Origin of the sequence: uncultured Methanobrevibacter sp., assembly GCF_946184425.1 — an archaeon.
Lineage (GTDB): Archaea > Methanobacteriota > Methanobacteria > Methanobacteriales > Methanobacteriaceae > Methanocatella.
Map to the genome: position 1 here is coordinate 42840 of NZ_CAMHFP010000004.1, position 24091 is coordinate 66930.

The window sequence follows — 24091 nt, forward strand, 5'->3', positions numbered from 1 at the left end:
TTGTTTTCTAAGTTATTTTAATTAATGAAACGATTAATTAAAATATAGTTTTTTCTATTTTCATATTAAATTATTTACAGTAAAATTAATTATTGGTGATGGTTTCCAGGTCCTGTTTTTGGAATCAGTATGTTTTGTATGCATCATATGCGGCATATAATGAGTAAGCTACACTTATGATATGGCCGAAAGGATTGTTTATAAAGAAATATATGAAGATGTTCATAAGTATTGCTATTATAAACATTACAATTCCCTTATTTCTGTATCCATTTATTGCCTGTCCTAGTCCAGGAATTACGAAAGATAGAAATCCGTTTACCAATGCGTCATTTTCCATAGTATCACCTATTATAATATTGTTAAAAATATGTTATATTGTTTTTTGTTTGAAAAATAGTGCGATTTCAGAATGATTGGCAATTGGTGAAAAAATAAAAAAAGTGTTAGAGTGTGTGTTTCTCTAACGTCTAACGATTAATGTTGATTTTACAATATCTTTCAGATATATTGTTTGAACGATATATTTTCTGATGCTCAGTTTGTTGATTGCGGCTTTGTTGATTTTAGCAATTGCAAGTCCGTTTTTGTTGGTTTTTGCACTGTAGATTTTACCGTTCACTTTGAATTTAACTATTTTTCCTGCAATCGGTACTTTGCCTTTTTTGAGTACTGCTTTTAGTAAAAGTATTTTTGCTGATTTTTTGACTGTTGCAGTTTTCGGTGTTTTAAGCACCTGGATGACATTTAAAACGTTTTTAACGGTTTGTCCGGCATATGCTGTAGTTATTATGTATTTTCCTGGAGTGATTGTGTACGGTATTTTGAGAATTGCCCAGCCGTTTGCATTGGTTTTTACTCTGAATAATGTTTTTCCAACTTTAATAAGCACGATTTGGTTTTTACCAACAAATTGACCGTCATCACCTCTTACACGTACTTTGTATGTGTGTCCGTCATAGTAGTACATGTTGACATTTGCGTTTCCGGCAAATCTTGAAACGATTTTGATTGTTAATTTAGATTCCTCATTTGTTGCAGGGTTTGCAAACTCAATATTGTGGTTTCCAATCTTGTATCCTGCAGGTATCGGGACAGAGTATGCACCGTTTTTATTGGTTGTTACATTCATTGTTTTGCCATCTACTATGATGCTTACTTTGGTATTGTTGAGAGGTTTTCCGGTACCGTCAAAGTATACCGCTGTAACGGTTAGTTTTGTATTGTATCCTACGGTTACGGAAGTCTGTTCACCGATGTCAATACTTGTTTTTACCAATACCTGACTTGAATATGTCTGATTTTTATAGGTTACAGTTACCAGATATTCTCCTGCAGGCAATACTCCTAAAGATATGCTTCCGGTATTGTTGGCAATAGGTATTGTGTAATTTGCTCCGTTGAAGCTTGCAAGAATGTTGTCTGCTTCATATACATTGTAAACGGTAAATATTGTTTGATTCGGATAGTAGTATCTCACAATGTTTTTGGTAATCAGTCCTTGGCCATGATAAGTGTATGCCTTAATAGGTGCAACAAGAGGATTTGATTGGTTTGTAGGATCTACGAATTCACCGTCGATGACTACGTAGTTTCCGCCCATAAGTGGCATTCTTATGTTGTCAACGAGGGGTATGGAACTGGATTTTATTCTGATTTCGAAGGTTGTGTTATCATCTACAGCAATATATTTGTTTAGTTTTATTGTTTCATATCCTGCATGGTCTGAAACTCCGCTTTGTGTGTATGCAACATAACCGTTGAGATAAATTGAAACTGTGTACGGAGTATTTGCTTTTTCAAAGTAAGTTCCAACAGCAGCAATTATGTCTCCGCCGGTGCTGGTAAATGTCTGTCCGTAGACTTTATATTTGCTGTTGAATTCAGCAGTACCTTTTACTTCATTTTGGTAGAGTTTTTCATACTGTTCGTTATTTTCAAATGTGAATCCGACTGCTGATACGGTCAGGGATTTGTCGTAGTATGATATGTAAAAGTATCCTTCATCTCCAAATTCAGTTCCCCAGCTGTTTTTACATATCCATGCACCATTTCCAGGAGCTGTGGTTGAGAATTTGTTTTTTGAGAAATTGTCGTCCCATCCAACTAATGTGACATAGTGGTTTCCACTATATTTTGAGTTGTAGACGGATTTATACTCCTTACTATATGATGGGTTATTTGGATTTGCACCGTATACAAAGAGGTTCATTGCACCGTATTTGGTCAGGAATTCCTTAATTGCTTTTTTATCTTTAATGTTTATGTAATGAGCATTCACTGTACGATATGTGTCTGGACCGTATTGCACTGCGGTGATTTTACCAAGCTCGTCATAGGTATCATCAATGGTATTTACTACTCCAAGCCAGCTTGTAAAGTATGATGTGGTCATGATGAATGTTCCGGATTCAACATTGTTTATGTTTCCGTAAGGGGAATAACGTAATTCCAAATTCTGAATGTTGTTTTCAGAAACGTCTATTGTTTGTCCTGTTGCAATTAAAAATGATGATTCAAATGCACCTGCTGCTCCAAATGCCCAACAGGAACCCATATATCCTTGGTCTTTGACAGGAGTCACCAATCCTTGTTCTCTTAAGTTGAAGTATGAATCACTGGCAGAACCTTTGATTGGGTTTGGCTGCAATACGATTGTGTCACCGTTATATCTTATTTCAAATGTATAGTTTCTGTCATTTGTTTTTCCTGTTGTATTTCCGCAGTTTTCAATACGGGATCCTTTTGCATCATATGAGGTGTATATGTCTTCGCTGTTTCCATTGAACTCACAGTTAATTATATTGTATTTGGAGTAGAATGAATAAATTGCACCCGCTTTTGCAGCAATGTTGTCTGTGAAAGTGCTGCTGTCTATGGTGGCTGTTTCGTAATCGATATATACTGCTCCACCATAACTAGGATTTGCTTGAGCTTTGTTTCCTATAAATGTACTTCTGTTTATCACGGTAGTTGTATTTGAAGTGTAAACAGCCCCTCCACTTTCTTTTGCAATGTTATTTGTAAATGTGGAGTTTATTATGTTGAGATGTCCTCCCAGGTGAAGTATTGCTCCTCCAAATTCAGCTGCATTATTGTTGAATTTTGTATTTTCAATTATGGATGTTCCATCAACAGCATTTCTCCCTGTACCGTAGATATCTGCAAATATTGCACCACCGTTTTTGGCAGCACTAACATTTTCAAATTCACAGTCAATGATTTTCAAATAAGTTTTTTTGGTAGGATTTCCACCTTTTATGGCAATAGCTCCTGCGGTTGCATCTGCATGCAGGTTAATGAATTTTGTATTTTTAATGGTTGTTTCTCTTGTGTTGTGGATTGCAGTTGCATATTTTGAAGTTGTGTTTGCAAAGACACTGTTTGCAATGTCTATTACACAATTGCTTCCATAAATCATGGCCCATTTAATTGGTTCTGAGCTTGTAAATGTCCCGTTATCAATGTAAATTTTGGAGTTTAATCCATATATTGCAGATCCCGGATCTTTTGCATTGTTATTTATAAACCTGTCGTTGGTACTGTAATAATTACTGTCCTGACAGAATATTGCACCACCGTTATCGTCACTTTTTGTATTAATGAATGTTACGTTAATGGTTGTCACTATACTGTTTTGGGATACGATTGCGGTATCATTTGTATTTTTAAAAACAAGATTTTTTATGGTCACTCCACTGTTTTCCACTTTAAATACATATGTCTGGTAATTCGCATCAATTACATGGTTATTTCCTTCAATGGTATAATCTTTTATATTTTTAAAGTAAATGAATTTTGTACCATTGTCTGTTTCTTGATTATATTTATAATCGCTTTCTAAAGTTATTGAATCATCAGATTTCTGTATATCGTTACCCAAGTCTGAAAATGTCTTTTCAACTGGATCTGAAATGACGTCCTGGGAGTCGGATATTTCCAATGTGTCCTGTACTGTCTGGTTTGCATCTTCTGCACAGACAACTCCCATGGTCAGTATCAATAAAAATAGAAGGATTATACTTTTTTTATAAAATTTCATAATAATCTCTCAAATTTTTTTGACATTTATATATTTGTATAAGGTAATATAAAAATTATGAAGATTTTTTAGGTGATATTAAAATTTCTAATGCATTTCTTAAAAAATAGCTCATTACATTATCTTAAATTCATGAAAATTAAAAAAAGTATAAAATAAAAAAAGTGTTAGAGAATGTGTTTCTCTAACGTCTAACGATTAATGTTGATTTTACTATATCTCTTAAATATATTGTTTGCACGAGATATTTTTTAATGCTTAATTTGTTTAAAACTACTTTATTAAGTTTTACAGCTGCAATTCCGTATTTATTGGTTTTTGCTGCGTATATTTTACCGTTGAGTTTGAATTTAATAACTTTTCCTTTCAATGGTACTTTTCCTTTTTTAAGGACAGCTTTCAATAATACTACTTTAGCTGATTTTTTAGCTATTGTAGCTCTAGGTGTTTTAAGCACTTGATTGACTTTTAAAACGTTTTTAACTAATTGACCACCATATGCTGCAGCAATAATGTATTTGCCAGGGGTGTAAATGTATGGTATTTTGAGAACTGCATATCCGTATTTATTGGTTTTTACTTTGAATAATTTTTTGCCAACTTTAATGAGGACTGTTTTTCCTTTACCAACACTTTTACCGTCTTTGCCTAATGCACGTACTTTATAGCTGTGTCCGTCATAGTAGTACATTACAACGTTTTTGTTTCCAACCAATACATTGGTGATTTTAACTGTGTATACAGCAGTTTCATTGGTTACTGGATTGTAAGTGGTAATATTATATGTTCCAGCTTTAGAACCGATTTCTGCTTTGGATAATTTTGCAACACCATTTGCATCGGTGGTTTTTGTAATATTTTTGCCGTTGACATTCATTACGACAGTGGTATTAGCTAATGGTTTACCTTCAGAATCAACAAATTTAGCTTCAAATCCGTCATTGACATTATTGTCTGCGGTTTTATTGTCAATAGGAGTGGTGGATTTGATTGTTACTGTTGCATTGACTTTGGTTGTGTTGAGTGCAATTTCAACAGGATATTTGCCTACTGCCATATCCAAGTCCACGGTTGCAACACCGGTTTCATTGGTGGTTAACTCAATGGTTTTACCGTCAATGGTTACTTGGAGTTTTTCACCAGCTAAAATTCTTCCTTCACTGTCAACAACGGTAATAACTAATTTTTGAGATCCTTTGAAGTATTTTTCAACGTCAGGAGCCTGAATGTCAATGCCGATTACTTTGACAGGGAAGTCAACTACTTTGGAAATATAGACTTCATCATTCATTAATGAAACGCTTGCAGTATAGTTTCCGCTAGCTAAATCCGGAATAATTGCAGTAGCTTTAGTTCCGTTTACAACAGCATCATATGATTTTCCGTTAACAATAACGGTCACATTACCGGTCACGTTTTCAGGAAGGATGATTTCCACAGTCACGTTTTTACCGACATATACAGGTTCTGCACTTGCAGAGATGTCAGCAACTAATCTGGTCAATTCAACAGTTTGATTATCTACGGTTGCGGTAATTGCATATCCTTTGCCTTCTTCAGCTGTAATAGGGATGACTACATTATCAGCAATAGTTCCTTCGCTTACATTTAATGTAGCATTTTCACCGGAAATTGTGAATTCTCTTTCGAATACGGATGCATCGTAATCTGTTACGTTTTCACCGTCAGTTACTTTGAATGCTAATGAAATGTCTTTTTGCAAGTCACCTGAATCTTTAACATCTAATGCTAGGATTAACCAGGTGTCAGGACTTACTTCGTTTGAACCGACTTTGTATACAGGTTTATCGTTGCTTCCCCACCAGTTGTTGTTTAAAATCACATTTGCGGTGTCTTTTTTAGTTACCATTGTAGTTCCGTCAGCAAAGTATGAATTGACAACGGTCATGTTATAATCGTTTGAAGGTCCTTCAGATACGTATGTTACATTTTCAATATAACAGGAATCAATATAGTTGGTTCCTTTGGAATTGGAAATGATGTCTTTTAAGTTAAGGATTTTAGTGTTTTCAACATGTAATCCGTAAGGAACAAATACGCCTATGCTTCCGGATCCTCCGAATGCTACATTGGTAATGTACTGTGCAGTGTATGCTTTATCGTGTCCGTCAATTGTGGAGTTGATTACTTTAACATTTCCAGTTGAACCGATGGAAATTTCAAATCCAGGATTATTTGCCCAGGTTTGTCCGGTTCCGATGAGTTCAGCACTGGTTTGGCCTGATCTTGAAATTGTGGAGTTTACCATGGTAATGTTACCTTTACCACCGATAACCATTGCGTTTCCAGTCCAACCGTTTACACGCATGGAGTCCTGAATGAGGGAGTTGTATAAGTTTAGCTCACCGTCATTGAATATGGTTCCATAGTATTTTGCGTGGTTAGCAATGAATTCGGTTGCATATACGGTTAATGTACCGTAGTTTTTGATTGCTCCACCGTTGTTGGAATCACCGTTGTTGAAGAACAATGAATTTTCAACAAGTAAAGCACCGGCATTATAGATTGCTCCACCTTCGGTACCGTGACATCTTACGAATTTGACATTGTCGATAGATGCGGTTGCACCTTTTTCAATTGTGATTGCAGGTTGCTGGTTGTATTTTTTAGCATCAACATAGTTCATGGTTATGTTAGCAACGGTCATGTTAGCTATTTTAACGCTTCCGTCACCAGCAGCAATGTTCAAGAACCAGTCTAAATCTTTACCGTCAATGATGGTTTTATCCACGCCGTCACCAATAATGGTAATATCAAGGGAACTTGCAACTGTGATGTTTGTGTTTGATTCACCGGAGTATGTTCCTTCTAAAATACGTACAACAATAACAGCGGATTGTTTGTATCCGTTGCTTAAAGCAGTTTGGATTGTTTTATAAGGAGCTTCGATAGTTCCGTTACCGTTTACATCGTCACCTTTTGCATCGGAAACATATAATGTAATATTTTCTTTTAATGGGTCTAAAACAACAGTTATAGTGCCGTTGACGTATTTGGTATCGTCAGCTGCATTATTGTATTCTCCGGATAATGAGAATTTACCGTCATTTTTAAATCCTAAGTAATTTAATTTTGCAACTCCATTTTCTACAGTAGCTTCACCCATACGGGAGCCGTCCATATAGAATGTAACTATTCCTCCACTAATTACTGCACCGGATTCGTGGGTTACTTCTGCAACAACTGCATCTTCTAATGTTTTGGTTGTCAGGTCATTAAAGGTTACGGTCATGCCTTTCAAGTTGCAGTGTTGATTATTTACGTTGGTATCCGCAGTTATGAAAATGTCAGTTCCGTCGGTTGCATTATTGTTTTTAAATGATACTTCATCTAAAGTTAAGTCGTATAAGTGTATGGATGTTGAATGGGTAGGCATTAATATTGCTCCACCTTTTCCTCCAGCAGTATTGTTTTCAAATACTGTGTTGATTATTTCTCCGCCGTAAAATCCGATTGCACCACCGTCTGCACCTGCGGTGTTGTTGATGAATTTAGCATTTACAATTTGGCAGAATGCATTTTCACCGTTTGGGTAGAATACAGCAGCACCGTACTTGCCGTCAGCGTGGTTGTTTATGAATGTATCGTTGATGGAAATAATTTGTTTTCCGGATACATATAATACTCCAGCATCTCTGGTTACTTTATTTGAATCAAAGATGTTGTTTACACTCCTGAAGTTACCGCTAATGTAAGCTACACCAGCGCCTGAGTAACCGGTACATTCCATATTGATGAATTTGGAATTTTCTATGATTACCCAGTCATCTCCGACAGCAGCTAACCAGAGGTTACCTGTACCGGAAGATGTGATGTTTTCAAAGTGGGAATCATAAATTTCCCCATTGTACATCATTAAGTTTCCGGAGTTGAACCATTTAACATTTCTGAATACTACGTGGGAAGGGTTGCTTTGAGCATTAAATCTTCTTGCATTGTCCACTATACAATCTTCCATAGTTATGTAACGTACGCTGAATGCATTAGCGTATGCAGAAGAAGATGAATTTACAAAAGTCAAGTTTTTCATAAATACTTCGGTGTTTACACCAAATGTAACGAAATTATGAGCATTATTACCGCTGATAATTGCTTTTCCATAATTTTCACCAATGATGGATATTTTAGCAACATTACTGTAGGACAAATCAAAGTCTCCAGTTTCATTGTATAATCCATCTTTTAAATGAATGGTAATATCTACTGAATCAGTTAATGCAGTATCTAAAGCATGTTTGATTGTTTTAAACGGACTGTCTTGAGCACCAGTTCCATTTTCATCATCACCGGTAGCAGAAACCCAATATTCGGATGGGTTGTGATTGAAATCAACGGTTACAGTTCCGTCGGTCACATTACATTCCATTTTGCTGTCTTGGTCACCGTAAGTACCAGTCAATAGGTATTTTCCATTATCTAATAATTTTGATACGGATAATGTTGCAACACCTTTATTTGCGGTTGTTTCACCTATTTTTGTACCGTTTAAGTAGAAACTAACTTTGTAATAGGAAGATACCGGATTGTTTTGGTCATCGCTTACATTACAGGTTAATTTAAATGAAGTTCCATTTACGGTAATATCATCATATGCTAGTTTTGCATTGAAGTTCATTAATGCATAAATAGGAACCTCTTTCTTGGAAGTGTAGTTTTCAAAGGTGTTTCCTTCAAGATACATTCCGTCTCCTGCAATGTATAATATTGCGCCGTCGCTTGATCCGTCATAGGAACAGTCTTTAAATGTATTTTTAATTATTTTTCCGTTAGGACTTCTTACATATAATGCAGAACCTTTACCTGTACCACTTATTCCAACAAAGATGTTGTTTTCAACTAAAACGTTGGTACCTTGGATGTAAGTACAGGAGGAATCTGCCCAATTGTAGGATGTGGTTCCATTAATAAATTTGGTGCCTGTTATTGTAACGTTGTATTCTTCACTAGCCATTGCAGAGTAGTAAACAGCTGAATTTCCGGAGTTTGCTATATTGTTTTTAAATACGGAATCAACTATTCTTAAGTTATTTGCTTTGTTTTGATAAACGGCAGCATAAGCAGTAGCTGTGTTGTTTTCAAATGTACATCCTATGATAGTCAAATCACCTGAATTGGAAATTGCTGACCCGGTATTTGCTTTACCGTTAATGAATGTAATGTTCATTAAGGTTACAATGGAATCAGCACTGATTGATTTGAAAATTTGGGATGATCCACTTGCATCGATTACAGTTTTTTCACCTTGTCCGATTATTGTCAAACTACCATTGTAGTTTTTATGAGCAAGGTCAATACTTAAATCAGTATTGTTTTCACCTACAAAATTTCCGTTACCTAAATAAATAACGGCATTGTCAGATGCATTTACGCTTGATATTGCCTTATTTATTGAAGAGTAAGGACTATTTTCACTACCTGATCCTGTATCGTCCCCATCTGTTTCTACATAGACAGTTTTATCATTATTTACAGAATCGGTAGAATCGTCAGTTAATTTAATATTATCGGAAGTTGTTTGAATTGTTTCATCATGACTGAGCATTACGCTGTCATCTGCCACATTGTCCTGAGCACATACTGCTCCAATGGATAATATGGTTAATAAAACAATTGTCAAAAACATTATTTTACTAAATTTCAATTTTGATTACCTCATATAATTATATAATCATATGTATTCAATCTAACTTGAATACATGATAAGTATGTTTGATATAAAATAATATTTAAAAGTTTTCTAAATCCCTATAAATTCAATAATCACAAGTTTTTATAAATATTTGAATATTTCATTTCATTTTAAAAAATTATTGAATAAATATTGTTAGTTTCGGGGGGTTTTAATTGAAATACTGAATATTCTACATATCTGCTCAATAATAACCTACAACATAACGAAAATGGGAAATGTTGTGAAATTTAAAAATACCTTAAAAATGTTTTTACATAAAATTTAAATAGATTGTAATTTATTTGATTTATTATATCTTTAAAATGATTCTAATTGTAATATTGGTGGGATATATTGCTTGATTTTTAATTTTATTTTATTTTAAAATTCATTTTTTTATCAAGTATACTTGTTTTTTTAACAAATTTTAAATAGGTTCACGTAAATAATGTATAACATCATAAATTACTTGATTTATTTATTTTCAAATAAGATTTATTATGGGGTGAAATTATCAAAAACAGAAATGTGCTCATGTTATTGCTGGTCATGTTTGCAGTTAGCTTGTCACTCAATGTAGTGGCTGCGGTTAATCAAACAGCTGATAATGTACTTTCTGTCGCTGATGAAAGTTCACCTCAGGAACTTGAAATTTCCGATGATGTGGAAAATGGTGCAGATTCAAATAATCTGTCTTCAGATGGCGGCAAAACATTTGAAATCACTCAGATTTCATATGAGAAATATTTCAATCCGAGGGATGGAAAAATTTTGCCAAATTCTGGAATTTCAAGTGGCGATACAATAAAAATCGGAAATATTTCAAACAGAGCATTTGTTATTGACCGTCCTCTTACCGTAATGCCGATTACTCAAAACGATAAGATTACAAACGGGTATATTCATTTAATCAAAGGCAGTGATGGGTCAACAATAACTAATCTGACAATAAACAATACCAAGGGGACATTGACATTCAGAGGCGTTACTGTAGGCCAGCTACACGGTATATGGCTAACCAATTCCAACAACAATTTTATTTCATACAACACAATTAGAATTGCCAATGCGGCTGGAGTTTATGCAATGCCTATGGGATGGTCCAGCAATAATCGGATTGTCTACAATGACATGAAGACATACATCTCCTCTGTCATGATTATGGGTCAGTGCCATTACAATCTGATTTCCCATAACAGTCTGGAGGTTCTCTCATATTCCGACATGTCTGTCACAAATCTTATTTACTTCAACCCCTTCAATCATGCTGATTATTCAGGTTCTCCGTTATGTCTGGGAAATGTCATATCCTATAATTATCTTAAAGGATTCTGCAGTCTCCCTATGTCAATCATCATACAGATGTCATATGCAAATCATGATGGTACAGTGATTGCAAACAATACTGTACTTAAAGGGTCATTCGGTATTAATCTCCAGGGGAATAATCTTTCAGTATATGGTAATGTGGTGGACAATAGTGCTACCGGTATAAGTGTCACCGGAAGTAACTTCACTGTACATGATAACTCTGTCAGTGGAAGTAGTCAGAAATGTGGTATTCAGATAGCAGGTAGGATTAATTCAACATGTGATGTTTATGCCAATAATGTGACATTTACAGATGTGGTGTCTGCTATGAGTATTTTCAACAGTGTCACTGCACATGACAATATCATCAATGTTAAAGGATATGGTGTTGGAGTAGCTGTTGGTGAAGACAACTCCAAAGTATATGACAATAGGATTAAAGTTAATCATGATGATGGAATCACTATATTAGGTAATGGAAATGAAGTTGACAATAATATAATTATCACTAATGCAAGAGGAGTGTCAATACCTGCAAAAGACAATGGTATAAGATATTACAATAACACTATTTCAAGGAATACCATTACAAGTGACAGTCATGGTGTTTATATTGCAGGTTTGGTTTATCGCACTACTATTATAGACAATGTTATAGAGACCAACAGCAGTGTAGGTATCTACAAGGATATCACCGATGAGTTATCAAATATCGAACAGGACAATATGATAAATGGGGTAATATTAAAATCTACCGCAATTGTTGTAAATGATAGCAATTATTATGATTACTTTGATAGGAATGGAGTTTTGACATATACATTTCCTGAAGGCAAAACCAAAGTCATGATTTTAACATTTCTTACAAACAAGAATATAATCCTAAATGAAAAAATCAATGTAATAAGCAATAAGCAAAGCAATTTGCTCTTCAATGTAACAATCACCATCAAAAGCAATGCAAGCGGATCACTTGTTCGTGATTTTAATTTTATAAACAGCAACCGTAAAGCTATTGTACTTGATAATGTAAATGATGTCAGTATTGTTAAAAACAACATTAACTCTGCATTCAATAAAGCTAAAGGTGATAATTCTGTAATCATAATCAGAAATGTTTGTGAAAATTCAGTAATCTCCAATAATAACCTATTTATCAATTCAAAAATTTCCAATGTTTATGCAATTAGTGCAAACGACAGGAAATTGTCCAAAGGATTCCTATTGGCAAACAATACCATGATCATCATCTCTTCCAAAGACTGTGAAGCGATTTCAGTAGGTTCACTGAATTCCAGTCAGTTCATATCAAACAACATCAACATCATTGCAGACGGTGAAGCCTACGGATTTAACATAAAAGGAAGATTATCTGACATGGATGTGTGCGATAATGAGATTATAATACATTCTCTTAAAAAGGCATATCTTGTAAATCTTCAGGGTGTTACAAATACAAATGTATCTGGCAATAAGCTGTATGGACAAAGCAATGAGATTTATGGAATTTCTGCCAATGATTTGAAAAATGCATCAATCATGGGAAATGCCTTATCCGTTTTCACACAAAATTCAGGTAATTCAATAATCAATTCCGACTGCAGGGACTTGGTGATAAGTGATAATCTAATTTACACAAATACCTCAAAACCTATTTTCGTCGTTGAAAATGTGGAAAATAATGTCTATGTCATTGACAACAATAATTATAACATTTATTTTGATGAAGAAGGATGCCTTAGAAATGACCTGATTGGGGGAAAATCAACTTTATTATTATATAATTTAACAGATAACAGAATGCTTAAAGTCAATTCCGATGTCGATATATCATCATATGATGCTGAAATTCCTATATCTGCTTCAATAATTCTTGATGTTAACGCTTCAAATTCAAGGATATATGGAATTACTCTTATAAATTCAACTTTAATTCTAAATAATTCTTCTAATGTAATTATTCAGAATAATGCATTTGTCAATTCATCTTTAACAGTTAACGGGGGACAAAACAATCACTTCAAATACAATAATGTAACTGATTTGTCTAAAATCACAATAATCAATTCAAAATATAATCAAATTTCCAATAACTGCTTTAACGTATCCTCTAAAAGTAAAATAATCTCTCTTGAAAATGCCTGTGATACATTAATCGGCAGCAATATTATAAATGCAAGTTCCGATTCTCTGGTTGTCATCTCTTCAAATGCTTCTTTAAGGGATAATGTCACAGGAAATGAAATTTATGCATCTGGAAATTCAGTTTACGGATATGATGCATTTAATTCAAAACAAGGGGAATTCACAAAAAACAATGTTTACATTGATGGGGAAGGAATAAAACAGGCTGGTGTTTCACTTACAAACTCTTCCGGTTATATGATTGGCGAAAACCGTATTATTTCACACTCTAAGAAAGGTGGAGAATATGCAGTTGAAGTAATTTCCAACAGTAATCTTTCTAATTTCATTGTTGGAAATTATCTGATTAGTTCAAACGGTTTAAAATATGCTGATGTTGCGGTCAATGCTAAATATGATGTGGTTGACTTAAACACTCCTCGTGACATATTTGTATCTTCCAGTGGAAGCGATGAAACAGGTGATGGAAGTGAATCAAATCCTTACGCATCCATTTCTAAAGCAATTAAAAATGCTTTGAACTATTCAGTAATCTATGTTTCCGGCGGAAACTACAATGAATCAAATATTCAGATTAATAAAAATTTAACTCTAATGGCTTTAGGCAATGCTGTTATTGATGCAAACACAAATCAGCTGTTCAATATATCTCTTGATTCCACATTTTCCATTTCAGGATTTAAAATCAGAAATGCACACAATGTTGAAGGTGGATCAGTATTCATTAACAACGGTAAGCTAATAATAAACAATTCTTTCATATCTGATTCCAGTTCCTATTTCGATAATTCCCATCCTGAATTCAGTGAAAATAGAACATATGATGATGGAGGATTGAAAACAGCTTATACCGTAGACTGCAAGAATACAGGTATGGGTGGAGCTATTTTAAACAAAGGAGAATTAATCATAAATTCAAGCGTATTTTCAAATAATTTGGGCCATTATGGAGGAGCAATAGCCAATCTTGGAAAAACATCCATCGAATCAACTTTATTTATCAACAATTTGGGCGTTCATGGGGGGACAATCTACTCCAATACTACATATAAAATGTCCATTAGGAATTCTTTGTTTAACAATAATACTGCTTTAACAACTCTTGACTATTGTAAACTTAGATTATATTCAACCGGATGGTCTATTGATGAGGGAAATCGCCATCAGATAGGTTCAGACTGTGACCTGCCACTTGGAGTGGGCGGAGCGATTTATGCCAACAATGACATGCTTATTGAAAATTCAGAATTCATTTCTAATTCAGCAAGAAGCGGTGGAGCGATAGCAACCCATACTGATTTGCCGGATTTAGAAATAAAGAACAGTACATTTTTAAACAACAGGGCAAACGATACAAGGCGTTCATTAGGTTCAAACAACTTAAATTATTTTGCATTTTCAAGAGGATATGCTGGCGGTGCCATAAGCGGAAATTTCAATAAATTCCATATTTCAGACAGTGAATTTTACTTCAACCAGGCGGTTCAAAATGGTGGAGCTATACAGGCAAGGGCAAAAGACGGAAAAATTATTGATTCAATATTTACTGACAACACTGCCGGAATAAGTGGTGGTGCTTTGGATATTTCAGATAATTTCATTGTGATGAGAACAGTCATCTCAAATAACTCCGCAAGCTATGGTGGAGCGATAGAGTATGATTCCTCAGTATATTATGGTCATATCCAGAATCATTTAAATATTTATAATTCAACAATTTCCGGAAATAAGGCATTGACTAGAGGAGGAGCATTCAACTTCGGCTCAGGAAATATTTCAGTCCATGATTCAAATATTGCCGATAATTTCGCACCTTCCGGAAATACAATATCCACATCAGGGACTACCAACGCAATCGACATGAGATATAACTATTGGGGTGCCAGTTCAGGTCCTGATGATTCAGTATGGTCTGTTGCCAATACACAATTCAGGCCATGGTATGGACAATGGATCAGCTGGAATCCGACAGTTTCTGGAGGGGATTCCCCTTCAAAAGATGACGGTCATAAGGACAATACAAATCCTGTCATAAATCCTAAACATGGAGATAATTCCAAACCTTCAGGCTCAACAAATACAGGTTCAAGTACCTCAACAGGAACAACAATAGGTGGTAAAGGTAACTGGGGATACACAGGTTCTGGTGACGGTTCAAACTTAGGATACAATGGAATCGGAAATAACCATAATGGATTATACTCATCCCTGAACGGAAGGTCATATTCAGGCCAAAGCATTAACGGAATGGCTCCAACAGGCAATTCTTCACATGAATCCAATACAAACGGCAATGTGAACTATGACAGTCTAAGTAAATCCAACAGCTCAAGCTATAATCCTGACTTTTCATCTGTTGGAATGGCTGCAAATGCCGCTTCTTCAGCTTCATCCTCACAAGGGGGATCTTCAGGTGATGCGGGAAGTTCATCAAATGACGCTTCAAGTGTTTCAAAATCTTATGAAATTAAGGAAATTGATGAGTTGTTAAGTGATTCTGATGCAATGATTCAATTTTTAATTTATGCATTCATAACACTATTCCTTTTAATAGTCGGTTACAGGCATAAAAAGGAAGAAAACGAGGAATATTAGGTGGTGTTTTTAATTTTTAAAAAAAAGATTATTTTTTCATTTTTAATTATTTTTGTTGTCATATCATCCATGGCATTAGTCAGTGCTTCAAACGGTAATCTGACAGCTGCAGGGGATGCTCAGCAGGTTAATCATATAGTTCATGTTGCCAATGGCATTAGCGGAAATGCTAATGGAAGTGAATCATCACCCTTTTCCTCAATCGGCGATGCAGTATTAAATGCGCAGAATAAGTCCTGCATAATACTGGAAGACGGAATATATAAGGGTTCATCCAATACCGGAATTGTCATAGATAAGGATTTGACTATAAAGTCCAATTCCGGCACAGCAACAATCGACGGTGAAAATAAATTTTCATTTTTCAATATCAAGCAGGGATGCAATCTTGTTTTAATCAATATAAGATTTGCAAATTCCAATGTCAACGACTATAATCAGATGAGTGCCATATGCAATAGAGGTAACCTGACTGTAATTAATTCAACATTCACTAAAATGAATACAATGATGGGAGCCATATATAATGAGGGAGATTTGACTGTCATAAATTCCAAAATGTCAGATTCCTCTTCAAAAAACATGGCACAGCTGATTACAAATATTGGAAACTGCACAATCATCAACTCAAAAATATCCGATAATCCCTATGTGGTTTCAGGCGTTGAAAATGCGGTTTATAATTTCAACATCTTAAAAATCATTTCATCACAGGTAACTGTTATAAATTCCAATGGAGGATTTGATGAAGACCTTTTTGAAGGTGCCAACATTTCAATTATCGATTCAGCTGTCAGAGATTTGGACATGAACGGAGGAATCGTCAATGCTGTCAACTCCATGTTTGACGGAAAAAATTTCTTCAGGAATGCCAATGTTTCAGTTGCCGATTCCACTTTTACAAAAGACCCATCAATTTTATCCATACATTATTCAAATTTCACTGCAATCCACTCTGTCTTCAGCTCATACATGTCCACAGGTCATTCCAATTTGAACATCACATATTCCATCATTCTTGATGGCATTGTGGGAGGAGGCTTAAACGGATATCTTTACGCACCGTATAACTGGTGGGGATCCAATAAAGGACCGTCATTTTCATATTTCAAATATCACAACACTTCAATGTGGGCTGTTGCAAGCTTTGATTATGAGTCTGGTGAAATTCCGGTTTCTCCAAACGGAACTTTTACAGTCATGCTAAATAAATGGAATGATGGAAATAACACATTTGAATTTGGGCAGAATGAATACATTCCATCAACCACAGTCAAATTCGAATCACAAAACGGTAAATTCAAATATTCATCACTGGTGCTTAATAAGACAGTCAGCAACTATCTGCTTGATAATGTTCTGGACTCACAGGTATTTGCTGTAATCGATTCTCAAAGATTAATGCTCACTGTTGGAAATGGATTGTCTCAAAATACCTATTTCGTATCTCCTGACGGCCATGACGGACCTGATGACGGAAGCTATGAAAAGCCATTCCTTACACTCCAGTATGCAGTTTCCAGGGTGGGAAACGGCAATACAATTTGCATGCTTCCGGGTATGCACAAAAACATTGCAAATTGCGATGTAAACATTGATAAAAACTTGACTATTGTGGGCATGGGCAATGCTGTGCTTCAAAGGGCAAACGCTAAAAACTTGTTTACCATTAGGGAATGGGCAAGTCTTGACATTAAAAATATCAAATTCATAGTCGCTGACAGGGCATATTCCAATGAACTGTTCGTTGTCAGCGGAGGTAATTTAAACATTAACAATTGTTCATTTACTGAAATAACTGCTCCTGAAGTGATTTATACTTCATCTGGAAAAAATAAGCCTGCGCAGGTCATAATTGAAAATACAAAATTTTACGATATTGTGGGTTCGGCTGTAATGGGAAATCCTGTAATCAAAGTATATGATTCAACTTTTGAAAAATTTGCTCCTTATTATCACAGAAGTGGAATTGAAAGTTACAACTGTGTTTTTCCGGTTACAAGATCTATAGAAATTTATGATTCATTATTTAAGGATAATGTAATCGGAATCGTTAATTTGCATCCATTTACCTACTCCAATTCTCTGCTTGGTGTAAGTGCATCTGAAGTGGCTGAAAAGTTTGCCGTTTATGCATACATTGAAAACACGGTATTTGAAAACAATGTATTCAGGGACAATAGTAATTATTACGGAAGCAACGGTATCGGATTGAATATCTATAATAATCACGGTTCATTTCACGGATTTGTCAATAACTGTTCATTTATAAATAACAAAGGAGCAATACTTGCTGCTGATACTGTTGAAAATTCCAGATTCATCAGCAACACCGGACAGGCGAATATGGGAAATCCTATAGTCACAGCTTCCCTAATCAACAATTCAGTATTCATATCAAATGTTAACATGTACAAAAACGGTGAAGCATTCATCGGTGAAGGAATTGCAAGTGCAAATCTGATTCTAAATTCAGTTTTCATTCAAAATAAGGCCGCATTTGGTGGTGCGGTTTCAGATACAAAGGAAATTCATTATTCTGTCTTTGTCAATAACACTGCACAGTATGAGGGCTCAGATATATATTCCTATGATGGTGACGTTGACTACTCTTCAAATTGGTGGGGAGATAATCAGAAGCCCGGAAGCGACAGGATATTCAAGTTTCTTGGAACTTTAACACTCAACGACTGGGTAATAATGACTTTGGAATATCTTTCAAACGAGGAAATCCGGGCAGGATTGAATCATGTCATGTCCAATGGAAGCCTACGTACATTAAATCATGAAATGCCTCAAAGAGCGGTTTACTTTTCTGTTGAAGGTGGAATGATTTCTCCAGAAATCACCTATCTGATCGGAGGGTCTGCAAATGCAGTTCTAAATTATGACAAAAACACAAACGATTTCAAGGCTTATGCAAAAATAGACAATCAGATTTTGGATGTTGACGTTAGAAATTCAAATACAAAAATTATAATGTCTGATGTTTCTTTAAAAGGCAATCAGAATAAGTTTAATATGACTCTGGTCAATGTTAATGGATATAAAATCTCCAATCAGAATCTGGTAGTTGAAATAATTGATAAAAACAATAAAAGTTCCATTTTCACAGTCAAAACTGATGAAAGCGGATTTGCGCAGTTTAATGTGAATTATCCTATTGGAAACTACACTGTAAATGTCAGGTATCTGGGCAACGGATTTTTCGATAAAAGTGGAGCGGCAGCTAAAATTCAGGTATTGCCGTCAATAACATATTTGCTGGCCTATAATCACACTTATTATGGTAAAAATAACCGGTTTCAGGCATTTTTAACTGGTGAAGATGGGGTAAAACTGGTTAATTTAACCTTAAGATATACAATAGTTGATTCAAAAGGCAATGTGAAATCTTTAAGTGTCAATACTGATTCCTATGGTGTTGGGGAGGCAATATTGAGCTTGGATGTTGGCAAATATAAAATCAGATGCGAATATCTGGGTGATTCATGGTATTCTCCAAGCTATTGTGAAGCGGATATTGAAGTCCGTCCGGTAAGGTCAAACATGACCTTGGAAAATGTGACTATGTACGGTCAGGGAAATGTTTATAATATCACTTTAAGGGACGGCTACGGCACTTTAATTCGCGGTGAAAATGTTTATGTTGTAATCTCTCAGGCAAATGTCTCCGATGAGTTTACAGTCAAGACAAATGATAACGGTGTTGCAAGCCTGACCATTAACTATCTTCCGGGAACCTATTCCATTTCTGCAAGATATGTGGGGGATGATTTATACGGTCCTTCCAATGGGTCTGCAGTAATCAAGGTTGAAAAGGTCCTGACAATTGTCTCTGGATTTTATCATGCAACCATTCCTCTCAAGGGATTGTATAATGTGGTTCTGACTGATATGAATGGCCGTCGTTTAATCAATCAAACAGTCAACTTAAATCTTTATCAGGGAAAACTGGTCAAGAAATATAGTGCAAACACAGACGGAAACGGTGAAGCATCATTTGTTATAGATTTAAATGATGGAAACTATTTGGCAACTATGGATTATGGTGGAAACAGATGGTATGCGGATTCATCCAATGGTGCAACAATCATTATAAACAGACAGGCTGTACTGCAGAACATTCAGATAAATGCCAGTGATTTGATGCAGTATTACGGTGAAGACAAGTATTTCATCATCAATTTCACAGATCCAAATGCATATGACCAATACGGTAAGGAGATTCTTGTCACAATTTCTTCAGGAAGTTGGAGTAAGGCATATTCAGTTTATACTGATGCTTTCGGTCTTGCAAGACTTCAAATCAACTTAAATCCTGGGGAATATGACATCAGCTATAAATATTCAAACAGCTATTACAATATCTTCGGGCAGGGGTCCAATAAGATAACAGTATTCAGAACTCCAACTGCAATATTTGCAAATGATATGATTATGAACAGGGGTGATTCCAGAATTCTTGAAATATTCCTGAGGGATGTAAACAACAATCCGGTTAAAAACATGCAAATCAATGCAAGCATTGGAGATATTGAGTATAATCTTACAACCAACGGCGAAGGTATTGCAAGATTGGTCCTTGATTTGGATGTCGGGGAATATATTGTTAAATATGATTTCAACAATCCTAATTACATATCCTCCTCTTCACAATCACGCATCTTGGTTACCGATTCGGATAAAACGCAATCAAATATAATTTCATCAGATGCTATTGGTCTGGACAATCAGTCATTGAATTTTGTAGTTTATCTTAAAGATGCATTAGGAAACGGAATTGCTTCATCCCAAGTTGCTCTTGATATTTTGAGCTTTGACGGTGATGTTGTATTATCAAAATCAGCTTTAAGTGATGAGGCGGGCCGTGCAGTATTTAACCTTAATCTGGATATGGGAAAATACATTGCAAAAGTCTCTTATGGAGGCAATAACTTCTATTTGGGAAGTTCAAATTCAAATTCAATAGTTATCGAGTCCAAAGACAACAGGATTAAAACTGTTCTTTATGCTGGTAGTCTGCAACTGTCTGATTCATCCAAATTTTATGTTGCACTGAGCGATGAAAACGGAACATTGATTGAGAATGCAAGCATCACATTTAAGATAGGCAATAAACAGTACATATCAAAGACAGATGGGCATGGAAAAGCTTATTTAAACGTGTCCTTATCTCCGGATGTTTACAGCATCGTGGCAGTATTTTCAGGCGATATTGGGCACAGGAAAAGTCAGGTTTCATCAAAAATTTTCATATCTGGAATTTCAACACAGTTGCATGCTCAAAAACTGGTCAAATATTACAGAAACGGAACACAATTCCATGCATTGCTTCTGGATTCAGATAATAATCCTATTTCAGGCAAGTCCATTTCCGTTTTGCTTGATGGTGTTGTTTATAACTGCACAACTGATGCAGAAGGGTGGATAACATTAAACATTGAACTGAAACCGGGATTTTATGAGGTTGAGTGTCACTATTATGCTGAAGACTCCTCACAGAATTCATTTGACAGGACAAACATTACTGTCCTTTCCACTGTAATAGGTCAGGATGCAGTGAAATATTATGGTGACAGTCCATATCTTAACGTGACATTTTTAAATGGTGCCGGTGAAATAATAGATAATTCATCATTCATTATTAACATCGACGGCAAGAATTATCATGCTATTTTGAATAATCAAAAGGCATTCTATTTTGATTTGAATCTTATTCCGGGCCAGCATTCAATTTCATTTACAAACCCATATGACGGACTATGCGTAAGCTATAAACTGACAGTCCTTCCTACAGTTGTGGCTAACGGTTTTACCAAGGTATTCAACAACGGATCTTATTATCTTGCATCATTTGTAGACAAAAAAGGAAATCCTCTGAAAAACAGGAACGTGGACATTGTCATTAATGGTATCAAATACATCAAAAAGACTGATGCGAACGGTAATGTCAAACTGTCCATGAATGCGAAACCTGCAACATATTTGATTACTGCTATAAATCCTTCAACTGGAGATTATGTTGAAAATACGGTCAAGGTATTGCCTTCAATCATTGGAAATAAGAATATTGTTATGTATTATGGTGCCGCCAAGTCATATTCTGTAAAAATAATTGGAAAGGATGGAAAAGCTGGGGGTGCCGGCAAAATGGTATTGTTTAAAGTCAACGGCAAAAACTTTAAAGTCAGAACAAATAAAAACGGTTATGCCGGCTTGAAAATTAAATTGTCTCCTAAAGTTTACACAATCACTGCCACTTACAACGGATTTAAGGTTTCCAATAAGGTAATTATCAAACCTCTTTTAGTGGCTAAAAATATTGCTGTTAAAAAGTCAAATGTGGTTAAATTCAATGTTAAACTTGTCAATTCAAAAGGTAAGGCTCTTAGCGGTAAAAAAATAACTTTCAGTATAAAAAATAAAAAATATTCAGCTTTGACAAATAGGAATGGTGTGGCTGTTTTGAAATTAAAGCTGAATCCTGGAAAATACATTGTCAAATCAAGCTACGGTAAATCCATTATTTCAAACGTGATTCTCGTTAAAAATTAGTATTCGAAATATAAAAGGAAAGGTTAATTAAAATAATACCTGTGGAGTATTATTTATTTTATTGATCTTTTCATCTGTTTTATTAAGATTAATAAATTTTTTTAAAAGTATTTTGTGGAATCTTAAATATAAAAAGAGTAATTTTTTAAAAGCCGAGGGAAAATATGTTCCCTAGACTTAAACTGAAATAATTTTTTTAGTAACAATAGATGTTACAATTAATACTTGGATTCACGTTTTATTTAAATATATAGTTATTTTAGTTTGCCTAAAATTCAATTTTAATTGTATTCGATTCATTAGTAAAAAATAAATTCTATGAACAGTCAAATATTCATTACAATATGTTCAGTCATTTTTTTTAAATTTAACTAAACTTGTTATCATAAATAAAAAAATATATTTGTGTTCATTTTTTTTTTAACTGCTATATAATTTTTCATAACATTAGTAGTTTCATATTGAATTTGGTTTTATTGAGTTAATATTTGGAAAAACTAAAATTTAACTCATTATATTTTATTTTAAGGTGTAAGTAAGCACTTACACTCGAAAATATTTATATGTAACTTATTTTAGATAATTAATTGTGCTATGGGGAGTTAATTCTTGGAATTGATGTTCGCATGGTTCATAAATTAAATATCCGTTTAGTATAAGATGAAGTATTTTATTAGATTTCATACAAATTACTCGATTCAACACTTGTTTGCGGTGTAGCGCTGCAAAAGTGTTAATCTTTTTCTCCATTATTATCTTTTTTTACAATTTAACTTATTTTATAAATCTTAATCAGTTGGTTAAAGATTAGGACGAAAATGTCTGTAAAAGTTAGGATTATTCAGGTTATTTATCTTAAGGCCTTTACATTCAATCAGCTCATTGTAAGTTATTTATTAATTTCAGTGCTGATTTAAATCAAAAAAATTATTTAATCTGGAATAATTATCATTCAGAATTAATAATATGTTTTAAATATTCTAATTAAAATAATATAAATCATAAAAGAAATTTTTAAGGGGGTGACACAATTAAAAATAGGGTTGTTTTGATATTATTCATTGGAATTATTCTTATTTCATCCGTATCTGCAATCAGTGCTGCGGAAATTGATGAAAATCAGACTGATGACTTTGCAGTGCCTGCTGATGAATCCGCATCAGAAGAATCTCAGGAGGTATTATCTGCTTCAGATTCAGCTGAACCTACTTTAGGTAGTTCTAATGCTCCATTGGAATCTAACGCATATCTTGTATTGGATAATGATGCTAGTAAAGAAGATGTTCATATTGGAGAGTATTTCAAATGGATTTTAACAGTTGAAAATTACGGTCCTGACACTGCAAAAAATGTTAAAGTTCACGATTCATTGCCAAGAGGATTACAATATGTCGGACATACTGCCACCAAAGGAACCTTCGATCCTGCAACTGGAATTTGGGACATTGGTGATTTAACATTTAAAGACGGTTTTGCACAGTTATTCATTCTTGTAAAAGCGTTAACTAGTGGTGAAAAAATAAATAAGGCATTCATAACCACTGATTCAAACAATACCAATGAAATAACTTTTGAACAGGAGGAAATCGATGTAAGTGATGATGCAAAGGTATCAGGATTTGAAAAAGAGGCACAGGCAAAAATGTATCCTACAGGAAATCCGATATTTTTGATTTTAGTGGCAATATTTGCTTTATTCATTCTGGTTATTAGAAGATAATCGGAAACATTCTATTTTTTTTAATTTT

6 protein-coding genes are annotated in these 24091 nt (G+C 34.6%); 3 read left to right on the forward strand and 3 right to left on the reverse strand.

Going from position 1 to position 24091, the window contains the following annotated elements; genetic code table 11:
- Positions 1–124: 124 nt before the first annotated feature.
- The 3 genes from Q0P94_RS01400 to Q0P94_RS01410 all read right to left on the reverse strand — a co-directional run bounded on the left by Q0P94_RS01400 (position 125) and on the right by Q0P94_RS01410 (position 9680).
- Positions 125–340 carry a hypothetical protein gene (locus Q0P94_RS01400; protein WP_295112909.1) on the reverse strand — a complete coding sequence of 72 codons (216 nt, stop codon included), beginning with the start codon at positions 338–340 and terminating at the stop codon, positions 125–127.
- Between the two features lie 123 nt (positions 341–463).
- The gene (locus Q0P94_RS01405; RefSeq protein WP_295112912.1) at positions 464–4042 is read right to left on the reverse strand and encodes a C1 family peptidase; all 3579 of its coding nucleotides are present in this window, start codon (positions 4040–4042) and stop codon (positions 464–466) included.
- A 184-nt stretch (positions 4043–4226) separates the two neighbouring features.
- On the reverse strand, positions 4227–9680 hold the full coding sequence (locus Q0P94_RS01410) for a hypothetical protein (protein ID WP_295112915.1): 5454 nt from the start codon (positions 9678–9680) through the stop codon (positions 4227–4229).
- 588 nt (positions 9681–10268) lie between these two features.
- Here Q0P94_RS01410 and Q0P94_RS01415 point away from each other — a divergent pair.
- The 3 genes from Q0P94_RS01415 to Q0P94_RS01425 all read left to right on the forward strand — a co-directional run bounded on the left by Q0P94_RS01415 (position 10269) and on the right by Q0P94_RS01425 (position 24063).
- On the forward strand, positions 10269–15785 hold the full coding sequence (locus Q0P94_RS01415; protein WP_295112918.1) for a right-handed parallel beta-helix repeat-containing protein: 5517 nt from the start codon (positions 10269–10271) through the stop codon (positions 15783–15785).
- 69 nt (positions 15786–15854) lie between these two features.
- Positions 15855–22343 carry an Ig-like domain-containing protein gene (locus Q0P94_RS01420; protein WP_295112922.1) on the forward strand — a complete coding sequence of 2163 codons (6489 nt, stop codon included), beginning with the start codon at positions 15855–15857 and terminating at the stop codon, positions 22341–22343.
- Positions 22344–23391: 1048 nt separating this feature from the next.
- On the forward strand, positions 23392–24063 hold the full coding sequence (locus Q0P94_RS01425) for a DUF11 domain-containing protein (RefSeq protein ID WP_295112926.1): 672 nt from the start codon (positions 23392–23394) through the stop codon (positions 24061–24063).
- The last annotated feature ends 28 nt before the right edge of the window (positions 24064–24091 follow it).